The following is an 18,688-nucleotide window of genomic DNA, read 5'->3' on the forward strand; positions in this document are numbered from 1 at the left end:
TCCTGCTACGCGGCCCCTTGTCGGCCTCCCCGCCACCAGCCAAAACCCGCCAGGCCCAGCAACAGCACAAGCACTATATTGGCGTAGCGACGCACATCACGGTAGGCATCCAAGGGCTGCAACGTGTTGTCGGCTGCTTGCAGGGCTTCCGTGTAGAAAGGGTCGTCGGGACGAGGGCGAAACGCAGCTTTCTGGGGCGCATCCTGCACGGATACAACCAGTTGCGGACGCAACGTATCGTAGCGCGCCGTAGCCAAGTTGAAGTACACCAGCGTGAGCAGACTATCGAGCAGCAGCGGGCCCGGCTGGCGGGGCACCAGCCGATACGTAAACCGCTTGCGCCCGCCTACCCGCCCACTCTGGCGCGTTAGATCTTGCTGAATATCCGGTCCGTAGAGCTCTACCCCAGGCTGAGGCCGCAGGGTAGGCGCCGATAACGTGGCCAGATTTCCCTCTCCTTCTACCGAGAATGTATACGTGAAGGTCTGCCCTACCTGAAACGTAGTGCGGTCGATGGCCTCGCGCAACTGATAGCGCCCCACGGCTACCTGGTCGCGCAGGGGGTGAGGCGGTAGGGGCTTTACCGCTATGATCAACGGTTCAGTGAAGTAGGTTTTGTAGCCTTCCAGGCGGTCGGTGGGGTCGGCAGTGGGGTCCTTTGCTACTTTGTATTTCACCATTTGCAGCGAAATAATGGGGAAGCGCAACGCCTCAGCCGTCAGAGGATACAGTTCCGTTTCGTAGAGACGGTAGCGCAGGTAGCTTTTACCTCCTACCGTTATGGTTTCGGGAGTTATTTCCTGATCCTCGAAATGCTCTTCCCAGGCCGTGCGCTGCTGCAATTGCTGCATGATGCCCGGCAGCTGACCGGCAAAATTATAGAAGTCTAGCAGGCCCTGGTCGGCTGGCGTGAGATAGAAATACATGCTCACGTGCACGCCTTCGCCTACGTACACGCTGCTCTTATCGGCTACCAGCGCCAGAAACGCGTGGTCTTTCGGCTCTACGTACGCGTCGGGCTTGGGCTTCCCGAACAGTTCATCCAGCAACCCAATACCTTGCAGGGGCTGGTTATTGGGGTTAGTACCGGTGGCGGGCGGGGTAGTGGCTGTTTGTTGTGGCCCTACCTCCAGGGTAGCGCCGGGCGAGCGGATGGGGTTGCCGTTCACGGTAATTGTGAAGGGCGGTAGTTCGAACTCTCCTTCCTGGTAGGCGGCGTACCGCTGCGTAATAGTCAGTTCAATTGAACTCTGCCCGCCTACCGTGCGCGTGGTCGTGGTGTTCAGCTTACCGCTTTTCTTGAATCCCTCGATATCCGGAAAAGCCGAATAGCGGTCTAGCGGTGCCCCCCGTAGGGTGAAGCTGATGGTGAAGTATTCGTTGATCGGAAACTCCGTGCGGCCCAGCACCACCACCGCCTGGCCTGTACTAGTGGCAGGCGGAACAGCTTGCGCACGGCTTGTTTCTGCGAGCAGCAACAGCAGAAAGCAGAGAAGAGCTTGGAGTCGTATCACGCGCAAATTTAGGCAAAACTGACAGCCTACTGCCAAAGAAGGGTTTGTGCATAGTCTCTCGGACCAGAATGCGATGCACAGCTTTTCTACTGAGTAACTTATAGCAATGTGACGCAAGCCAGCATCAACGTACAGAACCTCCCGCAGGCTTTACTCTCGCTCGCGGTAGCAGCGGCAGCGGAATATTTTGACGAGCTATTAAACGCAGATGCAGTAAAAGCTACTGCTGGCAATTTCCGTTCGGCAGTTGGTGTAACAGCCGGATTATTCAGTTAAAACCTTGCACAACACGCTGACAGGCAGCAAATGGTCCATTCGAAAGGAATTGAACAAAAAAAAGTACCATTAACCAATCCATTTTACAATATCAGCCGTAAATCACATCAAATAATAAGCTTCCGGGAAATCCAATATTTGAAGAAAGGCAGGAAATATCTGTCGTAGCTCTGTTATTGCCCTAGCTCCCCTGTTTCACCCAAACTTCCTTTTTTATGTCCAACATTATCAAACCAGGTGAAGACGAAGTGGGCTTCACTAAGCCGCTGTATGCCCCCATTAAGCGTCGTTCTTTTTTCATGTATGCTGGCGCTACTGCCGGTATAACCGCTCTAGCACTAGCTGGTTGCAACGATGACAGCGACAACACCTCTATGCCTAACATGGTGGATGTTGGCTCTAGCAGCCTTGGCGTTTTGAACTACGCTTATGCTTTGGAACAACTTGAAGCTGGTTTCTACACTAGCCTTCGGGAAGGTACGTATTATAAAGGTTTGGCATCAGGCACCGCTGAAAAGCAGATTCTGGACGACCTGTATTACCACGAAGTGATTCACCGCGAATTTTTCAAGGCTGCGTTGGGTACTAATGCCATCAAGGCACTAGAGCCTGATTTTTCTGCCATTGATTTCAACTCACGTGCTTCTGTATTAGGAGCAGCCAAAACGTTTGAAGACTTGGGAGTAGCTGCTTATAATGGTGCTGGACGCTATATAGCTACTGATGCCACCGGACTACAGTACTTGGTTATTGCCGGCAAGATTGTATCTGTAGAGGCCCGTCATGCATCCTTGATTCGCGACTTGGTATTGGAAGGCTCGTTTGTTGATTCTGACGTAGTAACCATTGGCACAAACGGCTTGGAGATTTCTAAAACTCCGACAGAAGTGGTAGCAGCAGCCAATCAGTATTTGAAGGAGGGCTCGAAACTCAATGTTTCCAACCTTGTGTAATCTACACAGTATCCTTTCTCCTATCTAAAATTTGCCTTCAATATGAACTTCTTCCAAATACTATCCGAAATCGAGAAGACTGATCCAGAAGTTTTCGAACGTTTCGATTCCCGTCGGCGTGTATTTAAACACATGACTGGCTTCGGCAAAAAGATGACAGCCGCTGCTTTGCCTTTAGCAATGGGCTCCATTTTCAATAAAGCATACGGTCAAACTACGAGTGCTCCCTCTATACCAGATGTACTTAACTTCGCGTTGAAGCTGGAATACTTAGAGGCTTACTTCTACAATATTGGTTTGCAGGGTGACGGCACTATTGGCAATAATACAACCTCGGCTGCTCAGACTTCTTTGCGTGGAAAAATGAGTGCTCAGAATGTAGCTGCTCTGCTGAAAATTCGCACGGACGAAAACAACCACGTGAATTTCCTAACTGATGCTCTTAAGAAAGCAGGTGCTACTCCTATTACTGCCCCAATGGTGTCGCAGTTCGACTTTACGGGCGGCAAAGGTAATGGCAACGGCCCCTTTGCGGATGTATTTTCCAACCCAGCAACATTTCTAGCTGTAGCTCAGTCTTTGGAAGACACTGGCGTTCGTGCATATAAGGGTGGTGCTCCTTATCTAGCTTCGAATGATGATATCTTGACAGCAGCGCTCAATATTCACTCGGTAGAGGCTCGTCACGCTGCTCGTCTGCGTGCTATGCGACGTGCTGGTGCTATGAGTACGGCTCCTGCTACAGTAGCTGCTGGCACTGACCCAACCACCTCACCTAAGAGCTGGATTTCGGGCCAAGACGGTGGTGGAGCTTCACCTGCACAGACTGCTGCCATTTATGGTGCTGGTAATGCCCCAGCCTATACTCCAGCGGGTATCACGTTCCCTGCTGAAGATAACGTAACTCAGGGCGGCGTGAATTTGCAATCCACTTTGGCTTCGCTGAATTTCCCAGCTTCGGCTTTCTCGGAAGCGTTCGACGAGCCCCTACCTGTACCAACAGTGCTAACCATTGCTAGCACTTTCACAGTAACGGGTAGTACCTTCTTCGCCTAATCTTTAGGAAAGAGACTATATAAAAGGGTATGCCGCGTGGCGTACCCTTTTGTGCTTTTTGTGGGTTCCATCCGCTATTCAGTCGGAACTAAGTAACTTTACCAGCGCCTATATCAGATTTATAGTGAATCTGCGTTGAAAGCCTGTTTCGCCTTTGTGTATGTCCGATAAGCTTACTCCTTTCTTCACATCTACTCCCCTGCCACGTCGTACGTTTTTGCGGGCGGCAGGCGCAACGGTTGCTACCTCTACGCTGGTACTGGCGGGTTGCAGTGACGATGATGATGAAAACACGCCTGCTACGCCTGTCACGCCTCAGCTGTCCTATACCAATAACGTACGGAACATCACTGCCAACAATGTTGTATTCAACTATTTGTATAGCCTACACCAGTTAACGCTGGCTTTTTATCAGGCAGTGGTAGCGGCTTTCCCTACGGGTATGACGACAGCGGAACAGGCTGGCTTCACCGATCTGCGCGACCATGAGTTGATCTATACAGAGTCGTACAAGTATCTGTTAGGCGCCAACGGAATTGCCCCACTAGACTTCACGTTTGCTACCCTTACTCTTACTACTCGTGCCGGCGTGCTGGCTGCGGCTAAAAAATTCGAGGATTTGACCGTAGCGGCCTATAACGACGTTGTCGTGCGATTCTCCACGGATAATACTGGTAAGGAGTACTTGCTATTTGCGGGTAAGATTGCCTCCGTGAAGGCCCGCCACGCCGCCTACGTGCGCGACCTGGAGGTATCTGGCTCTTTTGCCGGTACCGATGTAGTAAGCAATAGCGGCGACTTGGCTGGACTTGATATCATGCTGGCTCCATCGGCAGTGGTTACGGAACTGGTCCCCTACTTCAAAGTAACCGTTGTTACTTCCGATACAGCCGCTTTAGCTTAGTCTCGTCTGCCCTTTCGCGTATGAATATTTTAAAACTACTGGTCAACCTGACCGAAGCCGATCCGGAACTGCTTGCTCGGCTGGGCTCGCGCCGCGAAGCTCTTACCCGCTTGGGCTCCCTCACCGGCAAGGCGGCCGTAGCCACGGCGCCTCTAGTGCTGGGCTCGGCGCTGCGCCAGGCCTACGGGCGTGGAGCACAAACCATTACCGACTCGCTTTCGCTAGCGCTTACCCTGGAGCTGCTCGAAAACAACTTTTATTCGCGGGCGCTGGGTTTAGTACCCAACACGCCCGCCGTGCCTGCCGGGTTTATTCCTGCTGATTTGCGGCCGGGTATTGTTACGGTGCAGCAGCACGAGCAGCAGCACGTTGCCTTCCTCACGCGGGCGCTCCAGGCATCCGGCGCTGATATACCTACCAACCTTAACTTCGATTTTACGGGTAGTAAAAACGGTACGCAGAGCGCACCGTTTGCCGACGTATTCAGCAACTTCGACACGTTCTTGCAAGTAGCTCAATTGTTGGAAGACACCGGAGTTCGCGCCTACAAAGGCCAACTTGCCACTGTGCAAAGCGACCGGGTGTTTCTAACTGCGGCCGCTCGAATTCACTCGGTAGAGGCCCGGCACGCGGCCCACATCCGGACCCTGCGCCGCAACCGCAACGCCACCGTAAAGCCTTGGGTCAGCCCCACAGACCAATCCATCACGACGGCTGGCCTGACCGATGCCGTGTATGCGGGCGAGGAAAACACCACCCAGCGCGTAGCCGGTCAAACCATTCCGTTCGATCAATTACCCATTGATGCAGCGGGGGTAGGGCAGACCGCCTTACAGAAAGTGCAAGCCGCTTTCGATGAGCCCATGACGGCCACTACCGCCAGCAATTTAGCAGACCTATTTATATACTAGAATATAGCAAAAAGGCGGTTTTTCAAGATAAAGCCACAAAAAAGGGACGTGTATGGCGTCCCTTTTTTGTGGCTTTAAAATTTAATTTCCGGATTGTCTGATGGTTAGCAATTAGCCTTGCATAAATTACCACTCTACCTAACGCTTGTTCGTATAACGGTTCGCCCTCCCCACCCAGTAATCCACCCGCTATTGAAAACCACCCACCATGTTAGAGTACACCAAAACCATCCTATCCAAGGTTAGTTTCGACAAGTTTTTATTTGAAAAGGAGCTACGCAAAGCGCTTCGCACGATACTACCCGAAGAAGTAGCCCAGTTTAAGGAATGGTGCTACGCCCAGTTTGCCAAAGTCTACCGCGTTATTCTAAATCGCGCCTTTGGTCAACTAGCCATCTGATTCCGCCACCCCCCTACCCGCCGATGCCCCAGCATCGGCGGTTTGCGTTACAAACAGGATGTTGCGCTGCAAGCCCGCATAGCCCGTGCGCTTCACTGCCGATTGCCGAAACAGCTCAGAAAATAGCTCATGCGTGATTTCCTGCCAGTCAGTAGCGCGCAGGTGCTTGAACTGCGGGTGCGCCTGAAACTGCGGCTCGTTGTGCGCCTGGGCAAAACGGTTCCAGGGGCACACATCCTGGCAGATGTCGCAGCCAAACACCCAATTGCCAAATTTACCGGCTACTTCCTGCGGTATCTGGTCTTTTAGCTCGATGGTGAAGTAGCTGATGCACTTGCTGCCATCTACCACGTAGGGCTCCGTGATGGCACCCGTCGGGCAGGCATCCACGCACTTGGTGCAGGTGCCGCAGTAGTCTTTGATGGGGCCGTCATAGTCCAGTTCTAAGTCCAAAATCAGCTCAGCAATGAAGAAAAAGCTGCCGGTGCCAGGTCGGATTAGATTACTGCTTTTTCCTACCCACCCCAAGCCGCTTTTTTTGGCCCACACCTTATCCATCACCGGCGCCGAATCCACGAACACGCGCCCGCCTACCTCCCCTACCTCCTGCTGGATATCAGCCAGCAAGGTTTTCAGCTTATCCTTGATGACAAAATGATAATCCCGGCCGTAGGCGTACTTGCTAATTTTGAGCGCGTCTGGGCCGTCGGGCTGCTGGTCTTCCTCGGCGGGGTAGTAATTCAGCAGCAGCGACACCACTGATTTGGCGCCCTCTACCAGCAGGCGCGGATCGAGGCGCTTGTCGAAGTGGTTGGCCATGTAGGCCATTTTGCCGTGGGCGTTGCGGTTGAGCCAGTTTTCCAGCCGCGGCGCTTCCTCTTCCAGAAACTCCGCCTTCGAGATACCGCAGTACATAAAGCCCAATTCGGCAGCGCGGCGTTTAATGAAGGCAGTATACTGAGCGGTAGGAAGCATGAGGATAACAAAGGTCGGCTGAAAAGCCGAAACGCCCCACCAGTGGTGAAGCGTTCCAAAAGCAAAACCAGTTTTCCCGTTCCGGTCAGCAACATCTACCTTAGGTTAGTTCGATGTCCATGCGACGTAGTAGACCCTGCTGCAACGTGTATATATGCTTCACTACTCCATCAAATAGCAGTTTATCCTGCAAGTCCCTGACTACCTGGTGAACGGTAACTTCCAGGGTTCCATCTTGTCTGGCCGTGCATTCAACTGGCTCAACCCTAGGGTTTATTTCCGACCATTGGCGTGTCCAATAACCCCGAATAGCCGCATGGCCACTCACATAGCCTCCTTCAAACGCCTTAGGCCACTGAACCTCAGAATGCATGGTTGTAAGCGCCGCGTCAATATCCCGAGCATTGAAAGCAGCGTACGCTTTAGTGATTAATTCTTGGTTTTGCATCGCTATGTTTTTGATTTTACGATACCAGTTTACAGGTGTTCTTCTTAGCGACAAGATAGTCTGCGTATGATCCGAATTTTAGTTTAGCAGTCACTGACGTATATAACTGTATTCGACACGGTGATCTGTGCTAATTAACATCCTTAACACATAAAAGCGCTCTAAAATAGCTTGTCATACTATTTTAGAGCGCTTTTTGACTAGTACCTGAGCGTGCAGATCAACTAAACAACTCCCCCGTACTCGTATTGCCGCGCAAATGCTGAGGCATTTGCCTACCCAAATGCAAGTAGGCAGCTTCGGTGGCCTCGCGGCCGCGGGAAGTACGCTTGATGTAGCCTTCCTGAATCAGGAACGGTTCGTACACTTCCTCAATGGTTTCGCCTTCTTCACCGCAAGCCGTGGCAATGGTGCTGATGCCCACCGGGCCACCTTTGAACTTGTCGATGATGGTGCTCAGGATGCGCTTGTCCATATCGTCGAGGCCGCGGGCGTCTACGTCGAGGGCGTTGAGAGCAAATTGGGCAATATCGACGGTGATGGTGCCTGTTCCCTTAATCTGGGCGAAGTCGCGGGTGCGGCGCAGCAGATTGTTGGCAATACGGGGCGTACCGCGTGAGCGGCGCGCAATTTCATAGGCCGCATCCTCATAAATCGGCGTACCCAGGATTTCGGCTGAACGCTGCACAATGCTGGTCAGCAGCTTGGCGTCGTAATATTCCAGGCGCGAATTGATGCCGAAACGTGCCCGCAACGGCGACGTGAGCAAGCCTGAACGGGTAGTAGCACCAATGAGCGTGAAGGGCGACAACGAAATCTGCACCGAGCGCGCATTCGGACCCGAATCGAGCATGATGTCGATGCGGTAGTCCTCCATAGCCGAGTACAGGTATTCTTCTACCACCGGGTTAAGGCGGTGAATCTCGTCGATGAAGAGTACGTCGTGTGGGTCGAGGTTGGTGAGCAAGCCGGCTAGGTCGCTGGGCTTGTCGAGCACTGGGCCGCTGGTCATTTTAATGCCTGCGCCCAACTCGTTGGCAATGATGTGCGACAGCGTGGTTTTGCCCAGGCCGGGAGGTCCGTGCAACAGCACATGGTCGAGGGCATCGCCGCGGCGTTTGGCGGCGGCCACAAAGATTTTCAGGTTCTCGACTACCTTGTCCTGTCCGGCAAAGTCGTCGAAGCTAAGCGGGCGCAGGGCCTTGTCAATATCTTTGTCCGTGGCGTCGTAGTGCTCGTCGCCGCCAGTGAGGAAGGGTTCACGCATATGCAAAGGTAAGCGGATTGTGGTTGGCTATAGAACAGCACCATTCCGTAATTTGTCCCATTACATTAGCATTTTTTCAACCGGCACATACATTACTAATACCAATAGTATAAATGAAACAAAAAACCGCGCTGGCGTTTCGAATATGAAGCGCCAACGCGGTTTTCTGCTGGGTGGGATCTAGGGCAACAGCTGTGCCCGTATTACTTATTGATAGGAAACTTCTGGCTCCAGGCTCTTGGCATGATTCACAATATCAGCCATTTGCAGCATATCAGGCACAGCATTTACTACTTGGTGTTCCTTATTGAGGGCTACGAGCTTGCTGTGCAGGCTGAACGGCGAGCGGCCCCGCAGATCGAGCATGGTGGTGATGCCGGCTTGCTCTAAGAGAGCGGTCAGGCCAGGCTCCAGCCCGTCGATACGCGACAAGTCAGCGTAGTTTACCCATTTAAAGATCTTCATTTCCTCGATACCCGTGTTGCGGGCCAGCTCGCGGCGGTCGGCGGGTGTACGTGCTGCGCGCAGTAGCGCGTCTGACGTCATAATGCCTTCCTGCTCGAGGGTAGCTGCTTGTTTAGCCGAAATACTTTTGATAGAATTGATTTGATAGTGCATGTGTATGAATTAGGTGAATGATTTATTTAAAATTGATAATACAAAGGTACAAAAAATAATATATAAATGCAATTTAAATAGACCGCATTGCCAAATAAAAATTACACATCACAGCCTTTTTATCATTATAAATAACTGTTACAAAGCACTATAAATTCATATTATTCACTATAATTTATTTTTACAATTTTATATCATGCTTTAATTAAAGAAGAGTAAATAATAAATATATAACCCATGTTTTTATTTATTAAAAAGATATACTGAAGCAACAATTCAGTCTTCTTCGCCACCTTTGCACATGCTTTCCTTCACGCACTCGCCTGACCACTCTCTGCGGCCTTTGCCGCCTACTACCTATGCCCAACTAGCGCCAGCCTTATCTGCGCTGGGCATGGCTACGCAGCACTTTTTCCAAGTGCCTGCGGCAGCAACGGCTCAGGAAGCCATTACCGCACTCACTCGTCTAGATGCCCCTACCGTAGCCCAACTGGCGGGGCTAGCCTCCAATGCCGAGCTGGAAGAAACAATAGCCACCCGGCCGCTCCGCTTCTACGACTATGTACTGCTGGGTAGGGCGGCACTAATCAGCCCGCTAGGCGCGGCAGTGCGCGCCTACCTGCGGCAGCACATGCAACTCTCGGATGAGGAATTGGAAAGCCTTTTCACGTATTGCCTACAGCTTAGCGCTGAGTTGGAAAATGCGCTAGAGCAGTTTCTGGCCGGCCCGAGTGGCCCGGCGGCCCTGGCACCGCTGCGCCGCCGCCAGCAGCAGATACAGGCGGTTTTTGAGCAGCACGAAGCCAGCCTGCGCCCGGCGTTACCACCGGCCGCTACCCTGGGTTTCGATGAGGGGCGTTTGCAATTGTTGCGCTTGGCGCTGCTACTCACGCAGGAATTGCGTCATACCACGGCGGCCTCAGCGCACCCTTTTCTAAAAGCCCTACCCTCACTTACCACGTTATCCGACTCGGCCATAGAAGCCATTACCACGCGGCTGAGCGCAGTGGAAGCCGGCGAGCGGCTCCCGCTAAGCTTACCGGAGCTGGTGTTGCTTTACCAGGTACTGCACGTGTGCGCGCTGGCTTTTGTATCGGATGTGCTGGGCACACTGGGACTAGAGGATGCCCTACCCCTCGCCGACTATCCTGTGGCGGCTACCCCTGGCACCAGCCGCCAGGCCGTGGCCGCCCTGGCAACGGGTTTTATTGGTTGGGTTGACCGGGAATTTGGCCAAGAGCCCACCGTGCAGCAGGCACGGCAGGAAATAGCGGCGCTGGCTGAGCTATTGGGGTAAAAACATACTGGCGCTCCGTTAAGCTTAACGGGGCGCCAGTATGTTGTATCGGTTGACTATATACAGGTCATTTATTTTAATAACCTGACTACCGCAATTTCAGAATTAATTAAGCGAGTACGTTTCCTGCAGGAATAAATGCAACCACGGAATGTCTATAAACATAAGAGCCGTGAGTAAAATGCAGAACAAAACAACGTACAGCATAAACCACTTCCGAGTATACAATTTTTCGGAGCCTTGCACCGGCGAATTCTGCAATAGCCCGAGGCGGAGGTACCAAGCAAATAGCAGCGCAAAGAACGGGAAGCTAATTAGCAGCTCTACCCGGTTTTTGATCAGAAAAATACCCAGGAAGAAAGCCGATGTAAGGGCATAGAAGAACATCGAAATCAGCAGGCTGTGCTCGGTGTAGAACTTAAAGGAGCGACGGTACAGGCCGGCCAGCTCGGAGTTGCCGATGAGGCGGTACTCTGCGAAACGCTTGGTGGCCATCAGGAAAGCGCCGCCCATCCAATAAGCAATCAGAATGCTGGAGGGGGGTAGGCTCTGGAACAGATCGGCCCAATTGATGGTGCCGATGGTGAGAGCCGGCGCCACAATAAACCAGCCCAGCGCAAACCGAATAGGGTTGTTGATGGACTCGGATAGTACATCTAGGAACACCCGCTCCTTAGTGCGGAAGGGGCGCACGTTGTACATCACGCCCATGAACAGCAGAAAGGCCGCTACCAGCAAAAACTGCATAGAAATCTGGTAGGCCAGTGTGAGGCCCACGGTGGCCAGTCCGGCCCACTCCAGATACACCAGCTTGGCACTCACCACGCGCACCACCGACGTGCGCTTTTTCTTGAGGGGGTGAAACTTGTCGAACTCGGCGTCTAGGTACTCGTTGATGACGTAGTTGGCCGAGGCTATCAGGCAGGTGCTCACAATGCCCAGCACCAGCTTCAGCACGAAAAGCGAGTCAAGACCTGGCCTGTAAATAAGCAGGGCGAACAGTACACCCGGCATCATGAAGACATTCTTAGCCCAGTTATCGGGTCGTGCAATGGCGATGTAGTCGCGTAGGCCCGCTGGCTGCAACGTAGTTGTCTCCTGACTGTCAGTGTCAGAAAGGATAAAAGTGTTTTCCATAAGTCTAGTTGGTGGAGGGGAACAACTGATTTTTCAGAGTGTGATAGAAATCGAATTGGGCAAACGGCTGTTTGTCCACGATGCGGTAGGGCATGTTGGCGCGCTCTGCACACACGCCATCTAACTCTTGCCGGTCGCCAATGAACAGGCATTCTTCCGGTGCTACCTCTAGTTGCTGAGCAATGTAGAGCAGGCCTTCTGGGTTCGGCTTCATGCGGTCAATAAAGGGGTCGGTGGAGCTTACTACGATGTCAGCCTGCAAGCCCATTGCCGCCAGCTTGTCGTGCGCGGCGTAATCGGAGTAAATACCGATTTTAACCCCGCGCTGCCGTAGAGTCTCAAAAAAGGTCTGCGTGCCCGGATACACGCACTGCGCCAAATACCGATTGGGGCTGCGAAATATCCACTGCTCTACTGTGCGCTTAATTTTAGGAATGGAATACCCGCCTTTTTCGGCGCACCACGTATACTGGGCATTTTCCAGATCGGGGCCAACAGCACCAGAGCGCTTTTCCCGCTCTGCCCGAAATTTGCTCAGAATTAACAGTTCCTGCGCACGCCAGGGACGTAGTGCATAATAGCCTAACAGCGCATACAGCATCTTGCGGCGCAGACGGGACTGCTCATAGAGCGTCCCGTCTACATCGAATATAACTGCCTTCACTGTGGGTATCGTAGGTAGTAGATTTGTAGGCAATGAACAGGCGGTTTTGTATGAATTGCGGATAATTTACGATTATTGTCATAATACAGTTCAATATAAAAATAGCAACAATTATCTCCGTTTTGCATATTCCGAAGCCCTTATTGCTGAGCTGGACAGACGGCTTGGTAGGTGTGCATTCTGCGCCTATCGACTGCAAGCTGTCATTCTTCTACCTTTCAGCGGGTAGTAAATCGACGATCTACACACCCATTTTTTGCATATAACTCATATAAAATATTACTCGTTTCAAGCAGAAATATTTATACCTGTATCCTCTGAGCATCGCTTCATGGCCATAAGCACTACTTTTTCTCCTACAACCAGCACTTATTTTTCCCGGCAGCGGTCTACCCACCGCGTGCTCAGTTGGCAGGTCGTTTTTTGGCTGCTATTGGGCTGTGGCGTGGCTCTTCGGCTGTTTCACTTCTTCGACAACCGCTCGCTGTGGATTGATGAAGTGTACGTGGCCAATAGCCTGATTCGGATGGATTTCGGGCGGCTAGCGCAGCCTGAACTGGAATACGAGCAGAAAGCCCCCATTCTGTTTCTGTGGCTCTGCCGCTTGTCGGTGCTGCTCTTTGGTAAGCAGGAAATGGCGTTGCGACTGGTTCCGCTGCTCTGTTCGCTGGGTGCTTTGGCGCTGTTTGTACCGGTCAGCCGCCGGGTACTGTCGCCGCTGGGTGCGGCTGTGGCCATGGGCATGCTCGCGCTGGCACCCCCGCTGGTGTACCATAGCGTCGAAATCAAGCAGTATAGCGCCGAGCTGCTGGCTACCGTTGTAGCCTTATATCTTTACCTGCGTTTTTATACGGCGCAGCAATGGCGGCCATTGCTGCTGTGGGCCGTGGGTGGGGCGGCGCTGGTGTGGTTTTCCTACGCCAGCATCTTTATACTGATGGCCATTGCCGGTGCCCTAAGCCTATGGCACTTGTGGCACCGCGACTGGCCGCGCTTCTGGCGACAGTTGGTGCCATTTACCGCTTGGCTGCTCAGCTTCGCGCTCAACTATTTGCTCTTCACGGGCCGCTATACTGAGTCGGGCTGGCTGGTGTATTGGTTTGAAACGCTGGACGCCTTTATGCCCGTAGCCGCTACGCGGGCTGCTGTGCGGTGGCCTTTCTACCAGCTCTACATGGCGCTGGACTACCCCCTTGGTCTGCTGCTAGACCTGCGCACCCTTGGCAGCACGCTGCCGCGCCTGGTGTTGCGCCTCGTGCCGCTGGGGTGTTTGGCGGTGGGTGCTTTTGTGCTTTTTCGGCGGCAGCGGCAACTGTTTCTGGTGTTGCTGTTTGCCATTCTGCTCACGGTGGTTGCCTCGGCGCTACGCAAGTATCCGGTGTATGAGCGTCTGATTGTATTTCTGGCGCCGGTGTTTATTCTGTTTATTGCCAGTGGCTGCGCGGCTATTGGGAATCGTGTGAAAGCGAGTTGGCAGTGGGTGCTACCTCTGCTGCTGCTGTTGCCGCCATTAGCGGCTTCGGCCCGCCAGCTAGCCGACCCAGGATTGTTTGGCGGCTATAAGAAATCGTACTTCCGGGAGGCTTTTCAGTTCATAAATGACCGGTATCAGCCCGGCGATGTGGTGTACTTGAACTGGAACCACGTGCCGCCTTACCGCTATTATAAGCTCGCCTACCCTTTGAAATATAACGCCGTACTGGGCCACGACTACCGGCCGGCTTCGCGCAGCATTCCTACCTACATCGATAAAACAGCTGATGAGTTTGCCGCTGCCACCCAGGGCCACCGGGGTTGGCTGGTGTACGATGAGCTGTACAAGGGTACTATTGGCGACTACGATGGCAAGCCCGCCTGGTACTACTTAGAAAGCGACACCGTACTGTTTCAGCGGCTCAACCGCCGTATCATGACGACCACTCACCGGCCGCGGCAGGCCTCCTACCAGATGCGTACTACGCACGCAAACCTGTTTGGCCTACCCCGCCGCCGCTCTACCCCCCATGTACAGCAAAACTGAAGTTACGCAGCTCCGGCAGGCTTTCTGGACCACCTTTGGGCAATACATGGCCCCGGTTCCGTCGGCCGAAGGGCTGCCTACCAACTGGATCAACTACAAAACCGGCCTGAAGCACGTCTACTTCCGCATGCACGCCGACGGCCGCCGGGCCAGCATTGGCATTGAGCTTACCCACCCAGATGCCGGCATCCGGGAGCTGTTTTACGAGCAATTGAAGGAGGTGCGCCGGTGGCTGGAGGAAGCCACCGGCGAAGCCTGGACCTGGGAGCCCGCAACGCAGGACGCCAACGGCCAGCCTATAGCACGCATCTATCAGGAGCTGACGCCCGTCAACCTGTTCAACCGCGACGACTGGCCCCGACTGATTTCCTTCTTCAAACCGCGTCTGGTAGCCCTAGACGAGTTCTGGAGCACTGCGCAGTACGCCTTCGACGACTTGCGGTGAGGCACTACACCTATTGAATGGGTAGGACTACTTCCATTTCCAGGTACAGCCACTCGTCTTCCCAGGCTTTGTGGGTGAGGCGGCCAGCCAGCGCGAAATCGGCGTCGAGAAGGCGGGCTACGGTTTCGTTGCGGCCTTCGGGGAGGTAGCCGAGCCACATCGGCTCGGGGCCGGCCGTGTACACGCGCACGGCCCAGTCGTCGTAAGAGCTATCGGCTTCGCGTTCCAGCGTCAGGGCCTGGCCTAGCTGTAGCTGCGGCTCGTAGGCCTTTAGCCCCTCGCGGTGGGAGGTGCCGGCAATCAGGCATTCAAGCAAAACCAAGGGCGAAGCAGGGGTAGCAGGTGCGGCAGCCATAGAGGTCAGATCAAATAAATGGATGGGCTAATATAGGCGGATGCTGGGAAGTACAGCCACGCCAACTTCCCCAACGCCCATTCAAACGTTATTTAAACGCTTGAATCCCCGTAATATCCGCCCCCGTTATCAGCAGGTGAATATCGTGCGTGCCCTCGTAGGTAATTACTGATTCCAGGTTCATCATGTGGCGCATGATGGGGTACTCGCCCGTGATGCCCATGCCGCCGTGGATCTGGCGGGCCTCGCGGGCTACCTCCAACGCCATGTGCACGCTGTTGCGCTTGGCCATGCTGATTTGTGCTGACGTGGCCTTGCCTTCGTTTTTGAGCACGCCCAGGCGCCAGGCCATCAATTGGGCTTTGGTAATCTCGGTGAGCATTTCGGCCAGCTTGCGCTGCTGCAACTGGAAGCCACCGATGGGCTTGCCAAACTGCTCGCGCTCCAAAGAGTACTTCAGAGCCGACTCATAGCAATCAATAGCCGCGCCAATGGCACCCCAGGCAATACCGAAACGGGCCGAGTCGAGGCAGGAGAGCGGGCCTTTGAGGCCTTCCACGTTCGGCAGCACGTTTTCTTTGGGGATGCGCACATTGTCGAACACCAGCTCGCCGGTGCAGGAGGCGCGCAGGCTCCATTTGTTATGGATTTCGGGGGTAGTGAAGCCTTCCATGCCGCGCTCCACAATCACGCCTTTGATGCGGCCTTCCTCGTTTTTGGCCCACACCACGGCCACCTGGCACTCTGGCGAGTTGCTGATCCAGAGCTTGGCCCCGTTTAGTAGGTAGTAGTCGCCTTTGTCTTCCAACTTCGTGACCATACCGCCGGGGTTGGAGCCGTGGTCGGGTTCCGTCAGGCCGAAGCAGCCCAGCCATTCGCCCGAGGCCAGCTTGGGTAGGAACTTCTGCTTCTGCTCTTCCGAACCGTATTGGTAAATCGGGAACATCACCAACGAGCCCTGCACCGAGGCCGTGGAGCGCATCCCCGAGTCGCCGCGCTCGATTTCCTGCATAATCAGGCCGTAGCTGATATAATCGAGGCCACCGCCGCCGTACTCCGTGGGGATGGTAGGGCCGAAGGCACCTACCTCGCCAAACTCGCGTACGATTTCGGAGGGAAAATGCGCCTCCTGCGCCCAGCGCTCGATATTGGGCGAAATCTCCCGCTTCACAAAGTCCCGAATGGTCTGGCGAATGAGCTTGTGCTCCTCTGTGAGCAACCCATCGAGGTCGAAATAGTCGGTGAAGCCAGCAGCATTGGTGGAGCCGTGGGCGCGGTCGGCTTTCTTTTGGGGCGAGAGGATATCGGCTTGGGAAGACATAGACTAGCGGGGTGGGGTTTAGTTGTCAAATATAAGCAATTGCGAAGGGGCAAATTGTTCCCGTAAACCAAGCAGGAAGCAAGTGCCGGCCGAGCTTTTCCCACCTTTTACCCGCCTACCCCCGTACACCTTCTATCCCCTCCTACGCTATACCCGATGAGCCACGAGAAAAAACTAAACGAATTGGAAGCCACTGCTATCTGTGGCAACGACATATCCTCTTCCTGCCTATACGTGTCGGCATTGGCTATTGCGTATGCGGGCCAATACGCGTGGGTAGCTCTGCTGATTGTAGGAGGCGTGCTGTTTTTATTCCGTCGCATTTATGGCGAGGTCGTGGGCGCCCTACCCCTCAATGGGGGCGCCTACAACGTGCTCCTGAACACTACCAGCAAGCGCAACGCGGCCGTGGCCGCCTGTCTCACTATCTTGTCTTACATGGCTACGGCCGTTATTTCGGCCTCCGAGGCTATGCACTACCTGCACACGCTTTGGCACGGCCTACCTATCATCACGGCCACGGTGCTGCTGTTGGGTTTCTTTCTACTACTCACCATCCTAGGCATTTCTGAGTCGGCGGTGGTGGCTGTGGGCATTTTTGTGCTGCATTTGTTCTCACTCACCTTGCTGGTGGGCGTCACAGGGTGGTATTTGTTTACGCATGGGCTGAGCACTTTAGTTGAAAACTGGCACATGCCATTGCAAGGGAGCCTCTCATCGGCGCTTTTCCTGGGTTTCAGCGCGGCTATGCTGGGCATTTCGGGCTTTGAAAGCTCGGCCAACTTTGTGGAGGAGCAAGCTGAGGGCGTATTTCAGAAAACGCTGCGCAATATGTGGGTGGTGGTTACGGTGTTCAACCCCCTGCTGGCCTTGCTGGCCGTGGCTGCGCTGCCGCTAGGCGAGGTGGGTGAGCACACTGAAACTTTGCTTTCCTACCTTGGCACCACTACTGGCGGCCCTTGGCTGGCTACCCTTATTTCGGTGGATGCCGTGGCGGTGCTCAGCGGTGCCGTGCTCACCAGTTTTGTGGGCGTGAGCGGACTGATGAAGCGCATGGCCCTGGACCGCATCCTACCCCAGTTCTTTCTGAAAGAAAACAAGCGCCAAAGCAACTACATCATCCTCATTACCTTCTTTCTGCTGTGTATATCGGTTCTGCTGATTACGAACGGCGAGTTGGGGCCGCTGGCGGGCGTATACACCATTTCGTTCCTGTCGGTAATGGCCTTTTTCGCGTTGGGTAACTTCCTGCTCAAGCGCAAGCGGCCCAACCTACCCCGGCCGGTGTACGCAGGTGTCGTTACGGTGGCGCTGGCGCTGGTGGGCGTTGTCACGGCGCTGTACGGCAACATCCGCATCCGGCCCGATTACTTAGTGGTTTTCCTGCAATACTTCGTGCCATCCATGCTAGTGGTGGCGGCCATGCTGAATCGCACGGCCATTCTAAACCTTATTCTAGCCGGCGCCGAGTCGTTTGCCAAACACTCGCCCCGCGTTTCGCGCCTCACGCAGGTTACCATTAAGCGGCAGCTACACGAGCTAAATCGCCAGGAATTCGTATTCTTCACCAAGGGCGACAACGTATCGAACCTCAACAAAGTCATGTCCTACGTGGTCGAAAACGAGTTTACCAACCGTCTTAAAATTGTGACGCTGCTACGCGAGGGCGAAACATTTTCCCAGGATTTGCTCCGCGATATTAAAGTGTTAGACCGTGCCTACGAGGAAATCGTGATTGACTTTGTACCGCTCAAAGGCCAGTTCGGACCCGCCCTCATCGACCAGCTCTCGCAGGAGTGGAACATCCCCAAAAACTTCATGTTTATCGGCTCCCCCGGCGACCGGTTCCCCTACCAGATTTCTGAGTTGGGCGGCGTGCGCTTGATTATCTGAACCACGGATTCGCTCGGATTTATCGGATGACACGAATTTTGTGGACGATTCCTCCAACTTATCACCGTACAGGAGACAACAAAAAAGCCTCGCAAACTGCGAGGCTTTTTTGTTGATAATGGGCGCTTTTTCGGAAAGGAAAACCGTCCACAAAATTCGTGTCATCCGATAAAGCCGAGCGAATCCGTGGTCTAGAAGTTGACGCCTACCGACGCTAGGAAATTGCGCGTAGCC

Annotated in this window: 18 protein-coding genes; 9 read left to right on the forward strand and 9 right to left on the reverse strand. The window is 53.8% G+C overall.

Annotation, left to right across the window (positions count from 1 at the left end):
* Positions 1-5: 5 nt before the first annotated feature.
* A complete protein-coding gene (locus KYK14_RS10610) occupies positions 6-1,514 on the reverse strand; it encodes a BatD family protein (RefSeq protein WP_219158817.1) in 1,509 nt (502 codons plus the stop codon).
* Positions 1,515-2,005: 491 nt separating this feature from the next.
* Between KYK14_RS10610 and KYK14_RS10615 the strand changes: the two genes are divergently transcribed.
* The 5 genes from KYK14_RS10615 (at position 2,006) to KYK14_RS10635 (ending at position 6,014) form a co-directional block, all read left to right on the forward strand.
* Entirely contained in the window at positions 2,006-2,743 is a 738-nt protein-coding gene (locus KYK14_RS10615; RefSeq protein ID WP_208308934.1) for a ferritin-like domain-containing protein, read from the forward strand.
* Between the two features lie 42 nt (positions 2,744-2,785).
* On the forward strand, positions 2,786-3,799 hold the full coding sequence (locus KYK14_RS10620) for a ferritin-like domain-containing protein (protein ID WP_208308933.1): 1,014 nt from the start codon (positions 2,786-2,788) through the stop codon (positions 3,797-3,799).
* A 160-nt stretch (positions 3,800-3,959) separates the two neighbouring features.
* On the forward strand, positions 3,960-4,703 hold the full coding sequence (locus tag KYK14_RS10625) for a ferritin-like domain-containing protein (protein WP_219158818.1): 744 nt from the start codon (positions 3,960-3,962) through the stop codon (positions 4,701-4,703).
* 20 nt (positions 4,704-4,723) lie between these two features.
* Positions 4,724-5,614, forward strand: a complete 891-nt coding sequence (locus tag KYK14_RS10630; protein WP_219158819.1) for a ferritin-like domain-containing protein — start codon at positions 4,724-4,726, stop codon at positions 5,612-5,614.
* A 208-nt stretch (positions 5,615-5,822) separates the two neighbouring features.
* Positions 5,823-6,014 (forward strand): hypothetical protein, encoded by a 192-nt coding sequence (locus tag KYK14_RS10635; RefSeq protein ID WP_185281252.1) that lies wholly within the window; start codon positions 5,823-5,825, stop codon positions 6,012-6,014.
* Here KYK14_RS10635 and queG read toward each other — a convergent pair.
* The 4 genes from queG to KYK14_RS10655 form a co-directional block, all read right to left on the reverse strand.
* Positions 6,003-6,989, reverse strand: a complete 987-nt coding sequence (queG, locus tag KYK14_RS10640) for a tRNA epoxyqueuosine(34) reductase QueG (protein ID WP_185281253.1) — start codon at positions 6,987-6,989, stop codon at positions 6,003-6,005. The genes KYK14_RS10635 and queG overlap by 12 nt on opposite strands.
* Positions 6,990-7,089: 100 nt before the next feature.
* On the reverse strand, positions 7,090-7,437 hold the full coding sequence (locus tag KYK14_RS10645) for a nuclear transport factor 2 family protein (protein WP_219158829.1): 348 nt from the start codon (positions 7,435-7,437) through the stop codon (positions 7,090-7,092).
* A gap of 220 nt (positions 7,438-7,657) precedes the next feature.
* Positions 7,658-8,704, reverse strand: coding sequence for a Holliday junction branch migration DNA helicase RuvB (gene ruvB, locus KYK14_RS10650; protein WP_219158820.1), 1,047 nt, complete (start codon positions 8,702-8,704; stop codon positions 7,658-7,660).
* 207 nt (positions 8,705-8,911) lie between these two features.
* Positions 8,912-9,322 (reverse strand): DUF4332 domain-containing protein, encoded by a 411-nt coding sequence (locus KYK14_RS10655; RefSeq protein ID WP_185281255.1) that lies wholly within the window; start codon positions 9,320-9,322, stop codon positions 8,912-8,914.
* 301 nt (positions 9,323-9,623) lie between these two features.
* Here KYK14_RS10655 and KYK14_RS10660 point away from each other — a divergent pair, with 301 nt between their 5' ends.
* A complete protein-coding gene (locus KYK14_RS10660) occupies positions 9,624-10,619 on the forward strand; it encodes a hypothetical protein (RefSeq protein ID WP_219158821.1) in 996 nt (331 codons plus the stop codon).
* Between the two features lie 105 nt (positions 10,620-10,724).
* On the opposite strand, the gene KYK14_RS10665 is transcribed toward KYK14_RS10660, so the two are convergent.
* Together KYK14_RS10665 and KYK14_RS10670 are read right to left on the reverse strand one after the other, a co-directional pair.
* Complete coding sequence (locus KYK14_RS10665) at positions 10,725-11,756, reverse strand: UbiA prenyltransferase family protein (protein ID WP_219158822.1); 1,032 nt, start codon at positions 11,754-11,756, stop codon at positions 10,725-10,727.
* 4 nt (positions 11,757-11,760) lie between these two features.
* A complete protein-coding gene (locus KYK14_RS10670) occupies positions 11,761-12,420 on the reverse strand; it encodes an HAD family hydrolase (RefSeq protein WP_219158823.1) in 660 nt (219 codons plus the stop codon).
* Positions 12,421-12,751: 331 nt separating this feature from the next.
* Here KYK14_RS10670 and KYK14_RS10675 point away from each other — a divergent pair, with 331 nt between their 5' ends.
* Together KYK14_RS10675 and KYK14_RS10680 are read left to right on the forward strand one after the other, a co-directional pair.
* Entirely contained in the window at positions 12,752-14,440 is a 1,689-nt protein-coding gene (locus KYK14_RS10675) for a glycosyltransferase family 39 protein (protein ID WP_219158824.1), read from the forward strand.
* Positions 14,424-14,885 carry a DUF4268 domain-containing protein gene (locus KYK14_RS10680; protein WP_219158825.1) on the forward strand — a complete coding sequence of 154 codons (462 nt, stop codon included), beginning with the start codon at positions 14,424-14,426 and terminating at the stop codon, positions 14,883-14,885. Before KYK14_RS10675 ends, KYK14_RS10680 begins: the two co-directional genes overlap by 17 nt.
* Before the next feature lie 10 nt (positions 14,886-14,895).
* Here the strand turns inward: KYK14_RS10680 and KYK14_RS10685 are convergent, their stop codons facing one another.
* Both KYK14_RS10685 and KYK14_RS10690 read right to left on the reverse strand, forming a co-directional pair.
* Positions 14,896-15,240, reverse strand: coding sequence for an HIRAN domain-containing protein (locus tag KYK14_RS10685; RefSeq protein ID WP_219158826.1), 345 nt, complete (start codon positions 15,238-15,240; stop codon positions 14,896-14,898).
* Between the two features lie 88 nt (positions 15,241-15,328).
* Positions 15,329-16,561: an acyl-CoA dehydrogenase family protein gene (locus KYK14_RS10690; RefSeq protein ID WP_219158827.1), complete on the reverse strand. Its 1,233-nt coding sequence runs from the start codon at positions 16,559-16,561 to the stop codon at positions 15,329-15,331.
* 156 nt (positions 16,562-16,717) lie between these two features.
* Here KYK14_RS10690 and KYK14_RS10695 point away from each other — a divergent pair, with 156 nt between their 5' ends.
* Positions 16,718-18,454, forward strand: a complete 1,737-nt coding sequence (locus KYK14_RS10695) for an APC family permease (protein WP_208308920.1) — start codon at positions 16,718-16,720, stop codon at positions 18,452-18,454.
* Positions 18,455-18,688: the final 234 nt, after the last annotated feature.

The organism is Hymenobacter profundi (genome assembly GCF_019334315.1).
Classification (GTDB): Bacteria; Bacteroidota; Bacteroidia; order Cytophagales; family Hymenobacteraceae; genus Hymenobacter; species Hymenobacter profundi.

What these genes read in the sequence shown, in the direction of transcription:
- KYK14_RS10615 (WP_208308934.1), top strand. Translation starts at nt 2,006, where the DNA reads ATGTCCAACATTATCAAACCAGGTGAAGACGAAGTGGGCTTCACTAAG.
- KYK14_RS10620 (WP_208308933.1), top strand. Translation starts at nt 2,786, where the DNA reads ATGAACTTCTTCCAAATACTATCCGAAATCGAGAAGACTGATCCAGAA.
- KYK14_RS10625 (WP_219158818.1), top strand. Translation starts at nt 3,960, where the DNA reads ATGTCCGATAAGCTTACTCCTTTCTTCACATCTACTCCCCTGCCACGT.
- KYK14_RS10630 (WP_219158819.1), top strand. Translation starts at nt 4,724, where the DNA reads ATGAATATTTTAAAACTACTGGTCAACCTGACCGAAGCCGATCCGGAA.
- KYK14_RS10635 (WP_185281252.1), top strand. Translation starts at nt 5,823, where the DNA reads ATGTTAGAGTACACCAAAACCATCCTATCCAAGGTTAGTTTCGACAAG.
- queG (WP_185281253.1), bottom strand. Translation starts at nt 6,989, where the DNA reads ATGCTTCCTACCGCTCAGTATACTGCCTTCATTAAACGCCGCGCTGCC.
- KYK14_RS10645 (WP_219158829.1), bottom strand. Translation starts at nt 7,437, where the DNA reads ATGCAAAACCAAGAATTAATCACTAAAGCGTACGCTGCTTTCAATGCT.
- ruvB (WP_219158820.1), bottom strand. Translation starts at nt 8,704, where the DNA reads ATGCGTGAACCCTTCCTCACTGGCGGCGACGAGCACTACGACGCCACG.
- KYK14_RS10655 (WP_185281255.1), bottom strand. Translation starts at nt 9,322, where the DNA reads ATGCACTATCAAATCAATTCTATCAAAAGTATTTCGGCTAAACAAGCA.
- KYK14_RS10660 (WP_219158821.1), top strand. Translation starts at nt 9,624, where the DNA reads ATGCTTTCCTTCACGCACTCGCCTGACCACTCTCTGCGGCCTTTGCCG.
- KYK14_RS10665 (WP_219158822.1), bottom strand. Translation starts at nt 11,756, where the DNA reads ATGGAAAACACTTTTATCCTTTCTGACACTGACAGTCAGGAGACAACT.
- KYK14_RS10675 (WP_219158824.1), top strand. Translation starts at nt 12,752, where the DNA reads ATGGCCATAAGCACTACTTTTTCTCCTACAACCAGCACTTATTTTTCC.
- KYK14_RS10680 (WP_219158825.1), top strand. Translation starts at nt 14,424, where the DNA reads ATGTACAGCAAAACTGAAGTTACGCAGCTCCGGCAGGCTTTCTGGACC.
- KYK14_RS10685 (WP_219158826.1), bottom strand. Translation starts at nt 15,240, where the DNA reads ATGGCTGCCGCACCTGCTACCCCTGCTTCGCCCTTGGTTTTGCTTGAA.
- KYK14_RS10690 (WP_219158827.1), bottom strand. Translation starts at nt 16,561, where the DNA reads ATGTCTTCCCAAGCCGATATCCTCTCGCCCCAAAAGAAAGCCGACCGC.
- KYK14_RS10695 (WP_208308920.1), top strand. Translation starts at nt 16,718, where the DNA reads ATGAGCCACGAGAAAAAACTAAACGAATTGGAAGCCACTGCTATCTGT.